Consider the following 15,051-nt stretch of genomic DNA (forward strand, 5'->3'; position numbering starts at 1 on the left):
TTGCGCGCAATACCGAACACTGCTTCGAACTAGTGGTCTTCTTCCACCAGTGCGTCATAAAGATCCTCAATGTCCGCTACCGCATTGAGCAGGTCAATGTTGGTAAATGACACCGATTCTAATGCTCGGCGCAACAGATCCGTGTCCGAATCATCCACCATCGGGGCGATCTTCGGGCTCGGCAATTCCGGCAGTTCACGGCCTGTCCAGAAAAACTCCGAGCCTTCCGCGGCGTTCGACCGTGCAGTCCCCTCGGCGCCTTCGCGTATAGACGCCTCAACGTTCTCCATACTCAAGCCGCGCAGGGTGAAAAGGAGCGTCGGATCATCGTCGAAACGCTTGGCAGCCACCTCAGCCATCGCAACAATGTGTTTGCACACCGGAGCGGGGTCTGGGCAATCGCAGAAGAAACGGGCGTCATCGTCGTCTGCAAACAGCAAGGTGTCTACAACCGTGTCAGGCAATGCGCCGCGCTTGGCCTGAGTCAGCGCACTACCGGATCCGCCGAGCTGCTGCATCGCTGCTACCAGGTCCTCCTGCGAACGGCGTGTCAGGATGAACCCAGCGAAAAACGGCTCCGGTTGCGAGCCGTGGATCTCCGCCTCAACAGTGTTGACGCGCACGTTGAAACCAACCACGCGGCCTTCAGCCGCATACGCCCGGCCGCGCTTTACACGCCCTTGGTCCGTGCGTTGCGCCACCGCTTCACGCAGACGGCTCGACGCCGGGGTGTACGTCACCGACGGATGCGACACACTTTGCACAGGCCCCTCCCCGGTCCCGTGCTTGATGCGTTGCGCAGTCTCCCGGATGCGCTCCCGGATCTCCCGCGGCGACGGAGGTTCCAGCGGCCCGACAGTTTCCTCCGCGGAGGCCACGCGACGTTTTGCGCCAAAGTTAGCGTAAATAACGTTGTCTTCGTGCGGACGGTCCGTGTTACTCATTGCGCCCCCTGTAGCTCATCAGCTGCGCCAAGTCATCCGAGTTCAGCTCCGTAATCCAGCCCTCGCCTTCACCAACCACAGCGCCTGCCAAGTGCATCTTGCCGTCTAACACTTCCTGAATGCGCTCCTCCATGGTGCCGCGGGTGATCATCTTGTACACGGTCACATCCCGCTGCTGGCCGATACGAAACGCACGGTCCGTCGCCTGATTCTCCACAGCCGGGTTCCACCAGCGGTCCATATGCACCACGATAGAGGCCGCCGTGAGGTTCAACCCAGTGCCGCCCGCCTTCAGGCTCAGCAGCATCGCCGGCGGAGCGTCGGGAGCTTGGAAGCGCTCCACCATTGCGTCGCGGCCAGATTTGCCCACACCGCCATGCAAAAATGGAATGTCCACGCCTAGCCGCTCGCTTAAATACGGCTTCAAAATATCGCCGAACGCCTTGTACTGGGTAAAGATCAACACCCGCTGCCCGGAGTCGGCGGCCTGATCCAAAATCTCTACCAACTTTTCCACCTTGCCGGAGCGGTGGCGGCCTTTGAGGGTGACGCTTGAGCCGTCGCCAAGAAAATGTGCTGGGTGGTTACAAATCTGCTTGATGCGGGTGATGGTGGACAGCACCAGCCCCCTACGCGCCATGCCCTCGCGGTTTTCCAGCTCACGCTGCATTTCCTCCGTCAGCGCGGTGTAGAGCGCCGCCTGCTCCGCGGTCATGTCCACGGTGATGATGTGCTCGGCCTTGTCCGGAAGATCATCAATAATCGCCGGGTCCGTCTTCAACCTACGCAGGATAAACGGCGCGGTCAACCGCTGCAGCCGCTCGCCCATCTCCTGACTGAGCTCATCATCGCCACGCTCAATCGCTTTAGCAAAGTGGTTACGGAAAAACGCCTGCGAACCAAGCATTCCCGGGTTCACAAAATCCAGCAGGCTTCGCAGCTCACTTAGCTTATTTTCCACCGGGGTGCCGGTCAGCGCGATGCGTTGGCGCGCCGGGAGCATCCTCACGCTTTTCGACGCCCTCGTGCCCGCATTCTTAATCGCCTGCGCCTCATCCAACACCACGTGATCCCATGAGACCTCAGATAAGGCGGCGCCGTCACGCGTGGCAATGCCGTAGGAGGTAATCACCAGATCAACCTCACGTGCAGCCTCGATCAGATCAGCATCCTTCTTCCGGTCTGCGCCATGGTGGACCAATACCTTCATGTGCGGCACGAAGCGTGCGGCCTCGCGGGCCCAGTTGCCCACAACAGATGTCGGCGCAACCACAATTGTTGGCCCAAGCTCACCGTCAGCGTCCTTCGCCGCGGCGTCCTGCTCCACCGCGAGCAGCGCCAACAGCTGCAGCGTTTTACCCAACCCCATGTCATCGGCCAGCACGGCTCCTAAGTTGTTGCGGGACATGAAGTAGAGCCAGTCCACGCCGCGGCGCTGGTAGTCGCGCAGTGAGGCCTGGACGGTTTCGGGGATGTCCACTCGCTCAGGCGCAGGACGATCAGTGCCGCCCATCAGCGAGTCAAACCAACCCGCACCCGTGATCTCCACCGGCAGCTGCATCGAGGCATCCGCGGCGGATTCAAGCGCCAGCTGGCGAAGCTCGGCGGCCGTTACCTGGCCGGAGGCGGCCTCCTGCATGGCGGCCTCGTACTCCTCACGAAGCGCACGGGCTTCCGCCTCCAACTCCGCGGCGTCTGCATGACCAAGCTTCGCGTGCAAGTTAGCCAGGCCCTCTGCGGCGTCCAATCGCTTTTTTAAGTCCGGCAGCGAGGAATCATGCAGCTGCTGGATGTAGCGCTCGGTCTTGGCTAGGCCGGTTTTGTCGGCCAACACCCATTCGTCTCTAAGCTTGACCAGCCCCGACTTGGAGCGAACCAGCTCACGCATCTCATCATCGGTCAACTCAATATCACCGATGGAAACGCGCCAGTCATACGTCATCAACGTGTCAAAGCCCAGGTGGCGCACCGTGGAGGCATCATATGGATCACGGTCACGTGTGACGTGCAGCTTCGCCTTGGTTTCCATCGTGGTCCAGGCTTTCGGCAGCATGACCGCAAAGTTTCGGGTGCGAAGCTTCGCGGCCTCCGTGCGCACAAAACGGGCAATGTCCTCGGTGGAAAGATAGAGATCCCAGTCGCCCTCATCAGATTCCGGCGGCAGATAATGCGGGCGCGGATGGCGCACCGGATCCGCTAAATCCGTGACTTGGCTTGCGCGCTGGAGCTCACTACGCAGCCGCTCAGCGGTCTGCGCGTCATACTCATGCAAACGCACCGGTCGGGGCGAGTCCGTGCCGGAGCGCACCTGAACTCGCACCGGCCACACCGGCGGTACTGGCGGCACTGGCGGCACTGTGCCGACCTCAGCGGCATCGCCGATGTAATCAAGATCCTCATCCAGCTCAATCGGTTCATCTGCAATAAACACCAGTTGCAGATTCACGGCGGTGATAGAGCCGTTCCAATCCGCCACCCGGCGCGCCAAAATAGCGCTGCCACGGCGCAGCGGATCCCCGTTCACAAGCGAGTTAATAAAGTCGTGGCGCCCATACGGGTGGTCGTGCTGCCGAGTACTTGCATGCTGGAGCCGGTAAGAAGCAATCCAGTGCGTAAACGTCCGGGCCATGTCTTCGCCCAACATCTGGTTGTTTGCCACCAAAACGCCGGGTGCTGCGGCGGTCATAGCGGCAAGCCATCCGCGCTCCTGCACGCCTGTGCCCAGTTGCCATTCTGCGTACCACAGCCTGTCGCGCTGCGGCACGTGGATGCTCACGCGCCCTGCACATACGAATCTGTCTAAGCCTTGATACATGCGGATGAGCCACTTCAGGTCCGCCGCAATCGCATCGTTGTCCCAGGCCTGTGCTTCAGCAAGCCCGGCCAACAAGCGCACAGTGCTCTCCGGCCCAAGCGCCGCAGTGGGCGCGAGCAGCTCAACCTGGCGGCCTTTCGGTGTTTGCAGGCGGATGCGGTGGCGATGGCGGAATGTATTGTTGCCCGCCACGAGGTACACCACATCTGGGAAGGTGCCTACCTCAACTTTGTCTAGCGTGACAATGCGGTGTCCTTCTACCTGTTCAACCCATAGGTTGAGCCCAGACTCTGGCACCCAGAGACCGTGAAGAAGGAATTTTGGCATACCCACTTTTATAACACCCACCCCTAACAACGCCCATTACGTCACCGTCGTGCAGTACTGTACTTGCACATGAGTGACAACTTCTGGCTGGTTCTTGCCATCGTTTTGTACTTCGGGGTCATGGTAGCCATTGGCTTCTATTCCTGGTTACAAACTAACAAGTATGACGACTATGTGCTGGCGGACCGCGGATTGAGCCCGTTTGTTGCGGCTCTTTCTGCTGGCGCCTCCGATATGTCCGGCTGGTTGTTGATGGGCCTTCCCGGCGCCCTGTTTGTCTCCGGTATGAGTGAGCTGTGGATTGCTATCGGTTTGTTGATTGGTACGTGGTGTAACTGGAAGTGGGTTGCCCCCAGGTTGCGCAACTACACCGAGGTGGCCAATGACTCGATCACCTTGCCCAGCTTCTTTGAAAACCGCACGCATGACTCTTCGCGTGTGCTGCGTTTCGCCGCTGCCGTGATCATTATTTTCTTCTTCACGTTCTACGTCTCTTCCGGCATGGTTTCTGGTGGCCGCTACTACGAGTCCACGTTTAGCGGGGACTACACCACCGGCATGTTGATCGTTGGTTCCATTACGGTGCTCTACACCTTCATCGGTGGCTTTTTGGCGGTGAGCTACACGGATGTGGTCCAGGGTGCGCTGATGTTCCTGGCGCTTATGATCGTGCCTATTTTGGCACTGTTTGCGGTGGATAACCCTGCCGATATCTTCTCCTATGCCACGTCCAACTCGTACGGCCCGTGGCCGGAGGGCAACCCGCAGTATTTCAACATGATCGCGGGTGTGTCTGCTGCCACCATCATTGGCAACCTCGCATGGGGCTTGGGTTACTTTGGCCAGCCGCACATTGTTACCCGTTTCATGGCGTTGCGTTCCGCGTCTGAGGCAAAGGCTGGCCGCCGCACTGGCATCATCTGGGTGACCATCTGCTTCGCCGGCGCTGTGCTTACCGCGCTTGTTTCTACCGTCTACTTCGGCACTACCTCTGCAACGGTGACGGATCAGAGTGGTTTTGAAACGATCTTCCTTGATCTGGCGCGTTTGCTGTTCCACCCGCTGATTGCAGGCATCATCCTGACCGCGGTGTTGGCTGCGATCATGTCCACGATGTCTTCGCAGCTGCTGATTACGTCTTCGGCGCTTATTGAGGACTTGTATCGCATCTTCAAAAAGGAGCCGAGCCAGACTACGCTTCTGGTCTTGTCGCGCCTGATGGTTGTGCTGGTTGCCGTGGTGGCCATGCTGTTGGCGTTTAACCCGTCTGACACCATCTTGGGTCTGGTCGGCTTCGCTTGGGCTGGATTCGGTGCTGCGTTCGGCCCGGTTGTGTTGGCGTCGTTGTACTGGCGTCGACTCACTGCCCCTGGCGCGTTGGCTGGCATGGTTGTCGGCGCGGTCACCGTGTTTGTCTGGGGTACCTACTTTGGCGACATCATCTATGAGATCGTCCCGGGCGTAGCCTTTGCCACCATTGCCATGGTTGCAGTCTCGCTGGTTACCACGCCAAAGCCGGGTGTTGAGGAAGAATTCGATCGCGCCACCGGGAACCAGGAGGCGCTTCCCGCAGTCTAAAGAGGTATGAAGCTTTTTCTTCGAATCCTCATTGTTTGCACCCTTGCTCTAGCCCCGTTCCCAACGGGGCTTTTGCTTATCGACGCCCCGTTATCTCCCCGCCCACCACCCTCAATTACAACCGCCAACAGGCTTTCGGTGCGAGCTGGGCCACCGCCCCGGGCTCAGGCGGCGCGTGTACTAGCCGCGACGTTGCCCTTGCTACTGCCTGGGACCAACCCTGTGACGTTGCCTATCTCCAGTGGGATGTTGCTCCCATCCGGGATCCCTATACCGGTACTGCGATCCTTCCCGCCGATGTTGAACTCGACCACCTCTTCCCCTTAGCCGCCGCGTGGGACATGGGCGCAGCTTTGTGGCCTGCGGAAAAACGCCTCGCCTTTGCAAATGACCCATTGAACCTGGTGGTGACATCTCGAAGTGCCAACCAGTCCAAATCCGACAAGTTGCCTGGTGAGTGGATGCCGCCCGCGTGGCGCTCTCGTTGCCCTTACGCACAACAACTGTCAGCCGTGGCCTCCACCTACGGTTTGGCACTGTCGCACGAGGACCGCAAGGCTATGCGAGGCGCCTGCTCCGGCGCCCGAGGCGTACTTTCTGCACGTTCCCTGTAAGGTTATTGCCCATGAATACTCTCTTTACCTTCCTGCACGTCGCCGCGGCGATCGTGCTTCTCGGCCCGGTTGTCGTCGCCACATCGATGTTCCCGGCTGAAGCTGCCCGCGCGAAGGCTGGCGGCGAAGAGGCCACCGGCCGTGCCGCCGTTCTTCACAAGGTTTCGACAACCTACGGCATGCTCTCCGCACTGGTACCGCTGCTCGGTGGTGTTGTCATGGCCTTTGATTGGAACACCTACAGCACCAACTACTGGCTCCACACCGCGATCGTGCTCTCCGTCATCGCGTGGGCGCTGCTGTTTTTCATGGTGATTCCGCACCAGCGCAAGATGATGGCTTCCCTGGGCGCTTTGGATCCGGCTGATGCTGACCCGTCTGATGACACTGGTGACTTTGAAAAGTGCAAGGCAAAGGCCTCTGCCGGTGCCGGCATCTTCAACTTGATGTGGGTCCTGGTTCTGGTTCTGATGTTCCTGCCCGCAGACCTGTTCTAGCGCTTCGGCGCTTCGGCGCTTTGGTGCTTCGGTGCTTTACGCCGGCCGGTCAGCTTCACTGCTGCACCCGCCGGCGTTTTCTTCTGCCCTTTTGCCCCAGTCAATCACAAACATCGGATAGCAAACATCGGATAAGGCCCATTTTGCCCCGATTTGGCGCCAATCCGATGTTTGCTATCCGACTTTTAACATGAGGAGCCCCTCCAGCGACCAGGTCATCGCTCTGGTCAGAAACTTGGTCACAAACATCGGCGAGGAGCATCAGTCGAGAAATTCCAGTGCCGCCGCCACCAATGCTTCTGCCCCGGTACGAAGTGTCGGCTGCATTTGCGGAGCAAAGTGCGGGTTGTGGTTTGGCACGCTCACGCCCTCCTCAGCACCGCCGAGCACCCAGTAGCAATAGGGCGCGCCAAACGCATCTGCAATCACGGAGAAGTCTTCCGACGCCGTTAACGGTTCGCTTTCCAGCACACGATCACTACCAAACGCATCGCGAAACGCCCGCGCCACCCTGCCGGTGACTGCATCGTCGTTCTTGGTCAGCGGATAACTCTGGTAGCAGGTGATGTCTGGCATCTTCTTGCCGCCGGACGCGTGCGTCTCCGCCACAGCAATGCGCTCAATCGCCTGCAGAATCTGCTCCCGCACCTGGTCGCTGTAGGCGCGGACGTTGAGCTGCAGCGTGCAGCTTTCCGGAATTACGTTGGGTTTTAACCCACCCGAGATCACGCCAACTGTGACAACACCGAATTCGTTGGGATTTACCTCCCGCGACACGATTCCCTGCAGGCGAGTCACAGCGGACGACGCCATCAGGATCGGATCCACGCTTAAGTGCGGCATGGAACCGTGGGAACCAACACCGTAAAACGTGATCTCCACATTGGTGGCAGTGGACATGAACGCACCCGAACGCAGCGCCACACTGCCCGTCGGAGTATCGCCGCAGATAACGTGCTGGCTAAACACCACATCAGGCGGGGTGATTGTGGACGTCAAGCCACCGGCAACCATGGATGCCGCGCCCTCTGCAGTTTCCTCACCAGGCTGGAACAGCAGGTGCACAGTGCCACTCCACCTTTGATCTGCACTACCTAAAAGCCGCCCGGCAGCCAACAACGACGCAGTATGAAGATCGTGCCCACACGCGTGCATGACCGGGACCAGCTGCCCGTCCGTATCGAGCACTTCGCTTGTGGACGCATACGGCAACCCCGTCTCTTCCCTCACCGGCAACGCGTCAAAATCGGCACGCATCATCACCGTGGGGCCTTCACCACGTTCGAGGGTGCCGACTACCCCGCCGCCAATTTCGATCGGGTCAATGCCCATCGCCTCAAGCTCTTCGCAGATCCGACGACGCGTTCTCACTTCTTGCATACTCAGTTCAGGATGTTGGTGAAGGTCTTTGTACACGGCCTCTGACCAGTTCTGAATCGAATCAAACGTGAGTGTTTGCTTACCCATGTCCCCATAAAAGCACAACACCCGCCCTCACCGGACCAGTCAAACCAGTCCGCAAGAGCGGGTCTTGCACTTAAACGCTAGGCACGAGCGCTAGTCGCGGTCGCGGCCTCCGCGGAAGCCACCACGGTCGCGTCCACCGCGGCGATCATCACGGTCGAATCGATCACGGTCGCGGCCATAGCCACGGCCACGGTCGCGATCACGGCCACGGTCGCGGTCACGACGGTCATCACGATCACGATCCCAGCCGCCACGGTTACGGTCGCGGCCATAGCCACGGCCACGGTCGCGGTTGTATCCACCACGGTCACGCGGCGGTGCACCGTGGTCACGCTGGATGTTGATCAGTTGGCCGGAGATACGCGTATCCGTCAGGCGGTCAAGAACCGAGTTATCCAGGTTCTTCGGCAGCTCCACCAGGGTGAAGTCACCGCCGATGGTGATGCGGCCGAAGTCCTTAGAGCTCAAGCCACCCTCGTTTGCCAGGGCACCAACGATCGCACCCGGACGCACGTGCTGGCGCTTGCCCACGTCAAGACGGTACGTGTCAAAGTTCTCGCTGTCGTTGGCAAAACGACCACGGCCACCGCGGCGATCATCGCGATCAAAACGGTCACGACGGCCACCGCGGTCACGGCGATCATCGCGATCAAAACGCTCGCGGTCGCGGCGGTCACGCTTGTCGCGCGGCGGTTCCTTCATCAGGAACTCGTCGCCCGCCTGCGCCTGGGTTGCCAGGGCAGCTGCAATATCGTCCATCGGAACGTTGTTGGCTGCGGAGTACTCGCGAACCATGGCTTTGAACACCTGCAGGTCAGAGGCCTCCAGAGACTCCGTGATGGAATCCATGAACTTTGTCTTGCGAGACTCGTTGACCTCATCCACGGTTGGCAGGTCCATCTCTTCGATGGTTGCGTTGGTCACGCGCTCAATGGAACGCAGCATGCGGCGCTCACGCGGGGTAACAAACAGGATCGCCTCACCGGTTCGCCCAGCGCGGCCGGTGCGGCCGATGCGGTGGACGTAAGACTCCGTGTCGTTCGGGATGTCGTAGTTGAGCACGTGGGAGATGCGCTCCACATCCAGACCACGGGCGGCCACATCGGTGGCGACGAGGATGTCCAAGCGACCGTCGCGAAGCTGATCAACCGTGCGCTCACGCTGCTGCTGAGGTATGTCGCCGTTAATCGCTGCGGCGGAGAACCCGCGGGCGCGCAGCTTCTCGGCCAGCTCCTCGGTTTCGTTCTTGGTGCGAACGAACACGATCATCGCCTCAAACTCAGTCACCTCAAGGATGCGGGTGATTGCGTCGAGCTTGTTGCGGTGTGCGGTGAACAGGTAGCGCTGGGTGATGTTCGTGTTGGTGCGGGTTTCGCTCTTTACCGTCACCTCAACCGGATCGTTAAGGTACTGCTTGGAGATGCGGCGGATTGCGCCCGGCATCGTCGCGGAAAACAGTGCAACCTGCTTGGAATCCGGGGTGTCTTCCAGGATGCGCTCAACGTCTTCCTGGAAGCCCATATTCAGCATCTCATCGGCCTCATCAAGCACCAGGAAGCGCAGGTTGGAAATGTCCAGCGAGCCCTTCTCCAGGTGGTCGATCACACGACCCGGGGTGCCCACGATCACCTGGGCACCACGGCGCAGACCGGACAACTGGATGCCATAGGCCTGGCCGCCGTAGATCGGCAGGATGTGGATGCCGCCAAGGTGGTCGGCGAAGGATTGGAAGGAGTCCGACACCTGCAGTGCCAGCTCACGCGTCGGTGCAAGCACGAGTGCCTGGGGGTGGCGCTGCTTCGGGTCAATCTGGCTCAAAACCGGCAGCGCGAACGCTGCGGTCTTACCGGTACCCGTCTGCGCGAGGCCGACAACGTCTCGGCCTTCCATCAGGTGCGGAATGGTCTGCGCCTGAATTGGGGAGGGCTGCTCGAAGCCAACGCGCTTGACCGCGTCTACAACTTCCTCCGGCAGGCCCAGGTTTTCAAAGCCGTTCTCCGGCTCTACAGGCTCTACAGGCTCAGCAACCTCTTCAGAAGCTTCTTTGGCTTCGGGCTCTTGTACAAGTTCGCCAGCCTCGACCCCGACAACGTCGGCAAGGCTCAAAATCTGCTCAGTCTCATTAGTTTCGGCATTGGCTGCGGTATCCGCAGCGCCGGTATCCTCAGAAACTCCCGCATCCCTGGTGTCCTCACGTGCAGCATCAGCTGCGACATCCTGCGGGTTTTCCTGATTTTCCGACATGTTTACATCCGGCTCATTCTCGCCGCCGGTGGCGTTTTCGGAAATGCTCATTGCTTGCATACCTTAACTCACTAAAGCGATACTCTGCTATTTGTGAAACGTTGTACCGTCCCCCTGCTCGCTGTCACCCTCCTGCTCGCTGGGTGCGTGCCCAGTGCCCTGCGTAACGACGCCGCGTCGACTCCCCCTCCCACCTTCGTCCCTATCGAAGAGATCCAGACCCCGAGTGAGTCCGAAAACGAGGACGCTTCCAAATCCCCTCTGGATGAGATAATTGCTGCTCAGGACGATGAATCTTATGAGGACGTTGATCCGGAGTTGTTTTCAAACGAGTACGGCGCCGTGGTGGGCGGAAACTCTGGTGTCGTCGGCTGCTTTGTCCAAGACGAAACCTTGGACCCGGAATACCGTGGCCAGCTTTTGACTTCGTGTGAGGTGATGTTTCGCTATCCCCTGCCGGAGATGCAATTTAACGGCGGGTGGCCAGATGCGACCTATTCAAACGTCTTCAGCTTTGACTATGACTTAGGCGAGTTCCAGGTTGGGCACTCCCCTGGCTCGCAGGGTTTTGCTACCCGACCGCCGGGACTTGAGCCGGGCCAGCGTGTGACCATCTACGGCACCACGTTTACGCACTTGCATGACAGTGGTTTCCGTGTGGAGCGTGATGGCCAGGGTGTGGAAGTGCACAACTCTGTGATCCAGTTTGATGATGATCCGGTAGATCACATCGCCGAATCCAAGGAGCCTGTGGATTTTGGCACGCAGTGCGGGGTTATGGTCGCGCCGTCTGGAGATGCCTTGGCCGTGATTGCGGTGTCAGAAGACACGACGTGTGACACTGCAATGGACGTGGTTGAGGGCTACCGCAGGGCGCTGCATTTTGGTGAGACTCAAGGCCAGGCCGCGTTTTGGACTTCGCCTGAGGGGTGGGGTTGTACCGGACGCTACTTTTATGTGGGCGAAGAGCATTTTGGCGCCAACGGCAAAATCAGCTGCGCTGCAAGTAGCCCGAGTGGCGAGCCCGCTTCTGTGGGCAACGGTGAAGTAGTGGCTGTGCCTTTTGATGAGATCGATATGCTGCCGTAGCTGCCGTATCCTCGCAGCCATGAAAGCTTACGCGCCCCGGAAGACTTCGTGGTTGATGGCGTCTACCAGCACATGTACGCAATTATTTTCGGCGACACGTATAACCGCTGCGTGGTCAAACCTGCAGAGTACTTCGGCTGCAACGCCGACGGCACCGTCCACGGCGAGCGCGACAACCACTGGTTCGAACTCACGCAATCTGGCCAGTATTCCTCGCCGCGTTTCACGCCTTGAGAAATCCGCATAGCCACCTCACGTCTTGCTGTGAACAACCAAGGGTTAACCTTGGCACATGACCACGGCGCCGCAACGCTCCCCAGGCCGGGGGCTCACACATCGACATATTCACTTCATCGCACTTGGTAGCGCGATTGGCACGGGCCTGTTTTATGGATCTGCTGGCGCGATCCAGGCGGCCGGCCCGTCTGTGCTGTTGGTGTACCTGTTTGGCGGCGCTGTTGTGTACTTCATGCTCCGCGCGCTCGGCGAGATGAGCGTGCGCCACCCTGTTCGCGGCTCCTTTGCTGTGTACTGCCGTGAGCACTTGGGGGGTTTGGGCGGCTACATCACGGGGTGGATGTTCGCCTTCGAGATGATGATTGTGTGTCTGGCGGATCTGACCGCCATCGGCATTTACATGAAGTTCTGGTTCCCGCACACACCCGCGTGGGTGTGGATCACCGTCACGCTATTAATCATCGGCGCAGCCAACCTAGCCAGCGTGCGTTGGTTCGGCGAGCTGGAGTTCGCCTTCACGCTAATCAAGGTTGCGGCCGTGGTAGCCATGATCGCAGGCGGCGCAGCAATCCTCGCTTTCGGCCTTGGTGAGAACCCGGCGATTACGGGTGTGGACAACCTATGGAATGACGGCGGCTTTATGCCACATGGACCGCAGGGCATGATCGCTGCGTTTATCCTCGTACTCTTCGCCTTCGGTGGCACGGAGATCATCGGCGTTGCTGGCACTGAGGCAGATGACCCAGACCGTTCCATCCCAAAGGCTGTCAACACGGTGCCCGCACGTATTTTGCTCTTCTATGTGCTAGCCATCTTGATCATTTTGATGCTGAATCCGTGGCGCACCATCACAGGTGAAGAATCCCCGTTTGTGCAGATCTTTGACACCCTCGGCGTCACCTGGGCGGCTGGGCTTCTCAACCTGGTGGTTGTCACCGCGGCGCTTTCCGCCATCAACGCTGACCTGTTTGGTACCGGCCGCGTGCTCACCGGCCTGGCTAAGGAAGGCCTCGCCCCGCGCGCGATGGCAAAGACGGTGCGCGACATTCCAGTCATGACCACCGTTTCCCTCCTCATCGTGCTTGTCATCGCCGTGGTGCTCAACGCCATGTTCCCCAACGTGTTTGAAACCATCGCAGCCCTTGCCACCTTTGCCACCGTCTTTGTGTGGCTGATGATCCTGTTGGCGCAGGTTGCGTCCAGGCGTCACATGACACCCACCCAGGTTCAATCGCTACGATTCCCCGTTCCGTTCTGGCCTTACGGGCAGTACTTCTCAATCGCGTTTATCCTGTTCACCTTCGGCATTATGGTGTGGTTGCCGCAGTACCACCTGGCACTTGGTGTGGGTGTGGCGTTTCTGGGCATTATGTCGTTGTTGTATTACGCAACTGGGCGTCCACAAGCAATGCGCTCACTGCCTACTGAAGCCAAATAGGGCCTAGACTAGGAAGCATGACTGCAACGAATGCATCACTTCCAGAACATGTCACTCCCGGCAACAAGATCGTGCTCATTGGCGCAGGTGCCGTTGGTGTCGCGTATGCCTACGCGGTACTCAACCAGGGCTTGACCGATCACCTGGCAATCATCGATCTTGATGAGGACCTGACGTGGGCTCAGGTTGAAGACTTGGCTCACTCCGTGCCGTTCAGTGGCAACAACATCAAGGTCACCGTCGGTACCTACGAAGACTGTGAGGATGCGGCGCTGATTGTGAACTGCGCTGGCGTAGCGCAGCGCGAGGGCGAAACCCGTCTAGACCTGGTGGCCCGAAACGTGAAGATCTTTGAATCCATCAACGGCGCCATCATGGACAACAACTTCAACGGCATCTACCTGGTGGCCACCAACCCGGTGGATGTGCTGACCTACGTCACGTGGAAGCAGACCGGCTTGCCGTCGAATCAGGTCATTGGTTCCGGCACGGTGCTGGATACGGCTCGCTGGCGCCACAACCTGGGTCAGTTCTTTGATCTGGCGCCGAGTGCGGTGCACAACTACATCATTGGTGAGCATGGCGATTCGGAGCTCCCAGTGATTTCCACAGGCACGGTCGCCGGTGTGCCGCTGCACGCGATGCTGGAGAAGGAAGCGGAGACAAACCCGGGCATCTACGACGAGATCGATGAGATGTTTGTACAGACCCGCGACGCGGCCTACGACATCATCAAGCGCAAGGGCAACACCTCGTTTGGCATTGGTTCCGCGCTGGCTCGTATCACCCGCGCCATCTTGCGCAATGAGGATGTTGCACTGCCGGTCTCTGCGCTACTCCAGGGCGAGTACGCGCAGCGTGACATCTACATTGGCACCCCGACCATTTTGAACCGTGACGGTGTGCGCAATGTGGTGGAGCTCCGTCTCTCCGAGGATGAGTTTGCCAAGTTCGACGCCTCCGCCAAGACGCTGCGTGAGGTTGTCGAGTCCACCGGGTTGACCGACTAAGGAGCTCTTGCTTATCGACGCCACGTTGCGTGGCGTCCAGCACTCCTGGCTAGCCATGCTCTCCTGCTACCTGGGTGCTCTTCGGAGCTAGATACGTCCCGTGAGTTCGCCGAGGCGACGCTTTCTGGGGCTCCCACGGATGACTTGACAGAGCACAATTCTGAGGATTTCATCAACTCCGAACAGTTCTGCGCTAATCCAATAGCTCAGTCCCAAACCGTGTGGTTTGGAGAGGTCGGCCTCCCCTACTTTGCATACCCCGCGGCTAGTTCCGGCTTCGCTGTCGAGGAGTCTTCTTTAGGCTCGTTGCTGCAGGATATTGCCGTGCTAACGCCGAGTGAGAAGGTGTCTGTCGGTGAATTCGACTTATTAGGACCAGACAACTTGCGAGTGAGCAATCCAAAGTATGCAGACGCACACTACTGGCTGGAGCTTGCTCCGAACGGGCAGTATTCATCCCACCGTTTCGACCCAGTGAGTCCCTCCGCCCCTTCCCTTATCCAACGCTTCGTCTACGCAGACCATAAGCAAACCGCGACTTTCGTCGGCCGACCAGAAACCTGGTATTGCCTCAACGGCGAGCACGGCATTGTCTGCGACCACGGCACCCGAGACCACGTCGCGGGGCAATACATACCGAATGAGCAGTAGCTACGGCCTAAATTAGAACATACATTTGCGCCATAAAATGATGTGTGGACTGCCTAGGCTAGATTGACTTAAGGTTCATTGCATCAGAAACTGGAGGACAAATGGAGCTGTTGCGCGCGTGCATTTAGTAACACCGTGGT

General features: G+C 59.1%; 12 protein-coding genes. 8 read left to right on the forward strand and 4 right to left on the reverse strand.

Annotated features, from left to right (window positions below; translation table 11 throughout):
* Nucleotides 1–29: 29 nt before the first annotated feature.
* Nucleotides 30–944, reverse strand: coding sequence for an SWIM zinc finger family protein (locus HMPREF3101_RS03845; RefSeq protein ID WP_070462751.1), 915 nt, complete (start codon nucleotides 942–944; stop codon nucleotides 30–32).
* On the reverse strand, nucleotides 937–4,086 hold the full coding sequence (locus tag HMPREF3101_RS03850; RefSeq protein ID WP_070462754.1) for a DEAD/DEAH box helicase: 3,150 nt from the start codon (nucleotides 4,084–4,086) through the stop codon (nucleotides 937–939). Before HMPREF3101_RS03850 ends, HMPREF3101_RS03845 begins: the two co-directional genes overlap by 8 nt.
* A gap of 69 nt (nucleotides 4,087–4,155) precedes the next feature.
* Between HMPREF3101_RS03850 and putP the strand changes: the two genes are divergently transcribed.
* Genes putP through HMPREF3101_RS03865 form a run of 3 tightly spaced genes read left to right on the forward strand, consistent with a single transcriptional unit; the run spans nucleotide 4,156 to nucleotide 6,775 of the window.
* Complete coding sequence (gene putP / locus HMPREF3101_RS03855; protein ID WP_070462757.1) at nucleotides 4,156–5,664, forward strand: sodium/proline symporter PutP; 1,509 nt, start codon at nucleotides 4,156–4,158, stop codon at nucleotides 5,662–5,664.
* Nucleotides 5,665–5,699: 35 nt separating this feature from the next.
* Complete coding sequence (locus HMPREF3101_RS11685) at nucleotides 5,700–6,278, forward strand: HNH endonuclease family protein (RefSeq protein ID WP_246816638.1); 579 nt, start codon at nucleotides 5,700–5,702, stop codon at nucleotides 6,276–6,278.
* An 11-nt stretch (nucleotides 6,279–6,289) separates the two neighbouring features.
* Nucleotides 6,290–6,775, forward strand: a complete 486-nt coding sequence (locus HMPREF3101_RS03865) for a DUF2269 family protein (RefSeq protein WP_070462763.1) — start codon at nucleotides 6,290–6,292, stop codon at nucleotides 6,773–6,775.
* 261 nt (nucleotides 6,776–7,036) lie between these two features.
* Here the strand turns inward: HMPREF3101_RS03865 and HMPREF3101_RS03870 are convergent, their stop codons facing one another.
* Both HMPREF3101_RS03870 and HMPREF3101_RS03875 read right to left on the reverse strand, forming a co-directional pair.
* The gene (locus HMPREF3101_RS03870; RefSeq protein ID WP_070462766.1) at nucleotides 7,037–8,242 is read right to left on the reverse strand and encodes an amidohydrolase; all 1,206 of its coding nucleotides are present in this window, start codon (nucleotides 8,240–8,242) and stop codon (nucleotides 7,037–7,039) included.
* A 90-nt stretch (nucleotides 8,243–8,332) separates the two neighbouring features.
* Nucleotides 8,333–10,537 (reverse strand): DEAD/DEAH box helicase, encoded by a 2,205-nt coding sequence (locus HMPREF3101_RS03875; RefSeq protein WP_070462769.1) that lies wholly within the window; start codon nucleotides 10,535–10,537, stop codon nucleotides 8,333–8,335.
* A 42-nt stretch (nucleotides 10,538–10,579) separates the two neighbouring features.
* Here HMPREF3101_RS03875 and HMPREF3101_RS03880 point away from each other — a divergent pair, with 42 nt between their 5' ends.
* From HMPREF3101_RS03880 to HMPREF3101_RS03900, 5 genes are all read left to right on the forward strand, one after another.
* Complete coding sequence (locus tag HMPREF3101_RS03880; protein ID WP_070462771.1) at nucleotides 10,580–11,575, forward strand: hypothetical protein; 996 nt, start codon at nucleotides 10,580–10,582, stop codon at nucleotides 11,573–11,575.
* A 72-nt stretch (nucleotides 11,576–11,647) separates the two neighbouring features.
* Complete coding sequence (locus HMPREF3101_RS12075) at nucleotides 11,648–11,809, forward strand: hypothetical protein (RefSeq protein WP_168160155.1); 162 nt, start codon at nucleotides 11,648–11,650, stop codon at nucleotides 11,807–11,809.
* A gap of 58 nt (nucleotides 11,810–11,867) precedes the next feature.
* On the forward strand, nucleotides 11,868–13,250 hold the full coding sequence (locus HMPREF3101_RS03890) for an amino acid permease (RefSeq protein ID WP_070462775.1): 1,383 nt from the start codon (nucleotides 11,868–11,870) through the stop codon (nucleotides 13,248–13,250).
* A gap of 17 nt (nucleotides 13,251–13,267) precedes the next feature.
* Entirely contained in the window at nucleotides 13,268–14,260 is a 993-nt protein-coding gene (locus HMPREF3101_RS03895) for an L-lactate dehydrogenase (protein WP_070462778.1), read from the forward strand.
* 144 nt (nucleotides 14,261–14,404) lie between these two features.
* Nucleotides 14,405–14,911, forward strand: coding sequence for a hypothetical protein (locus tag HMPREF3101_RS03900; protein WP_070462781.1), 507 nt, complete (start codon nucleotides 14,405–14,407; stop codon nucleotides 14,909–14,911).
* Nucleotides 14,912–15,051 lie beyond the last annotated feature (140 nt).

Source organism: Corynebacterium sp. HMSC29G08 (genome assembly GCF_001806875.1).
GTDB lineage: Bacteria > Actinomycetota > Actinomycetes > Mycobacteriales > Mycobacteriaceae > Corynebacterium.

Bases quoted from the DNA above. Each gene is read 5' to 3' on its own strand.
- HMPREF3101_RS03895 (WP_070462778.1), top strand. From the start codon at position 13,268: ATGACTGCAACGAATGCATCACTTCCAGAACATGTCACTCCCGGCAAC.
- HMPREF3101_RS03890 (WP_070462775.1), top strand. From the start codon at position 11,868: ATGACCACGGCGCCGCAACGCTCCCCAGGCCGGGGGCTCACACATCGA.
- HMPREF3101_RS03845 (WP_070462751.1), bottom strand. From the start codon at position 944: ATGAGTAACACGGACCGTCCGCACGAAGACAACGTTATTTACGCTAAC.
- HMPREF3101_RS03870 (WP_070462766.1), bottom strand. From the start codon at position 8,242: ATGGGTAAGCAAACACTCACGTTTGATTCGATTCAGAACTGGTCAGAG.
- putP (WP_070462757.1), top strand. From the start codon at position 4,156: ATGAGTGACAACTTCTGGCTGGTTCTTGCCATCGTTTTGTACTTCGGG.
- HMPREF3101_RS12075 (WP_168160155.1), top strand. From the start codon at position 11,648: ATGTACGCAATTATTTTCGGCGACACGTATAACCGCTGCGTGGTCAAA.
- HMPREF3101_RS03875 (WP_070462769.1), bottom strand. From the start codon at position 10,537: ATGAGCATTTCCGAAAACGCCACCGGCGGCGAGAATGAGCCGGATGTA.
- HMPREF3101_RS03865 (WP_070462763.1), top strand. From the start codon at position 6,290: ATGAATACTCTCTTTACCTTCCTGCACGTCGCCGCGGCGATCGTGCTT.
- HMPREF3101_RS03850 (WP_070462754.1), bottom strand. From the start codon at position 4,086: ATGCCAAAATTCCTTCTTCACGGTCTCTGGGTGCCAGAGTCTGGGCTC.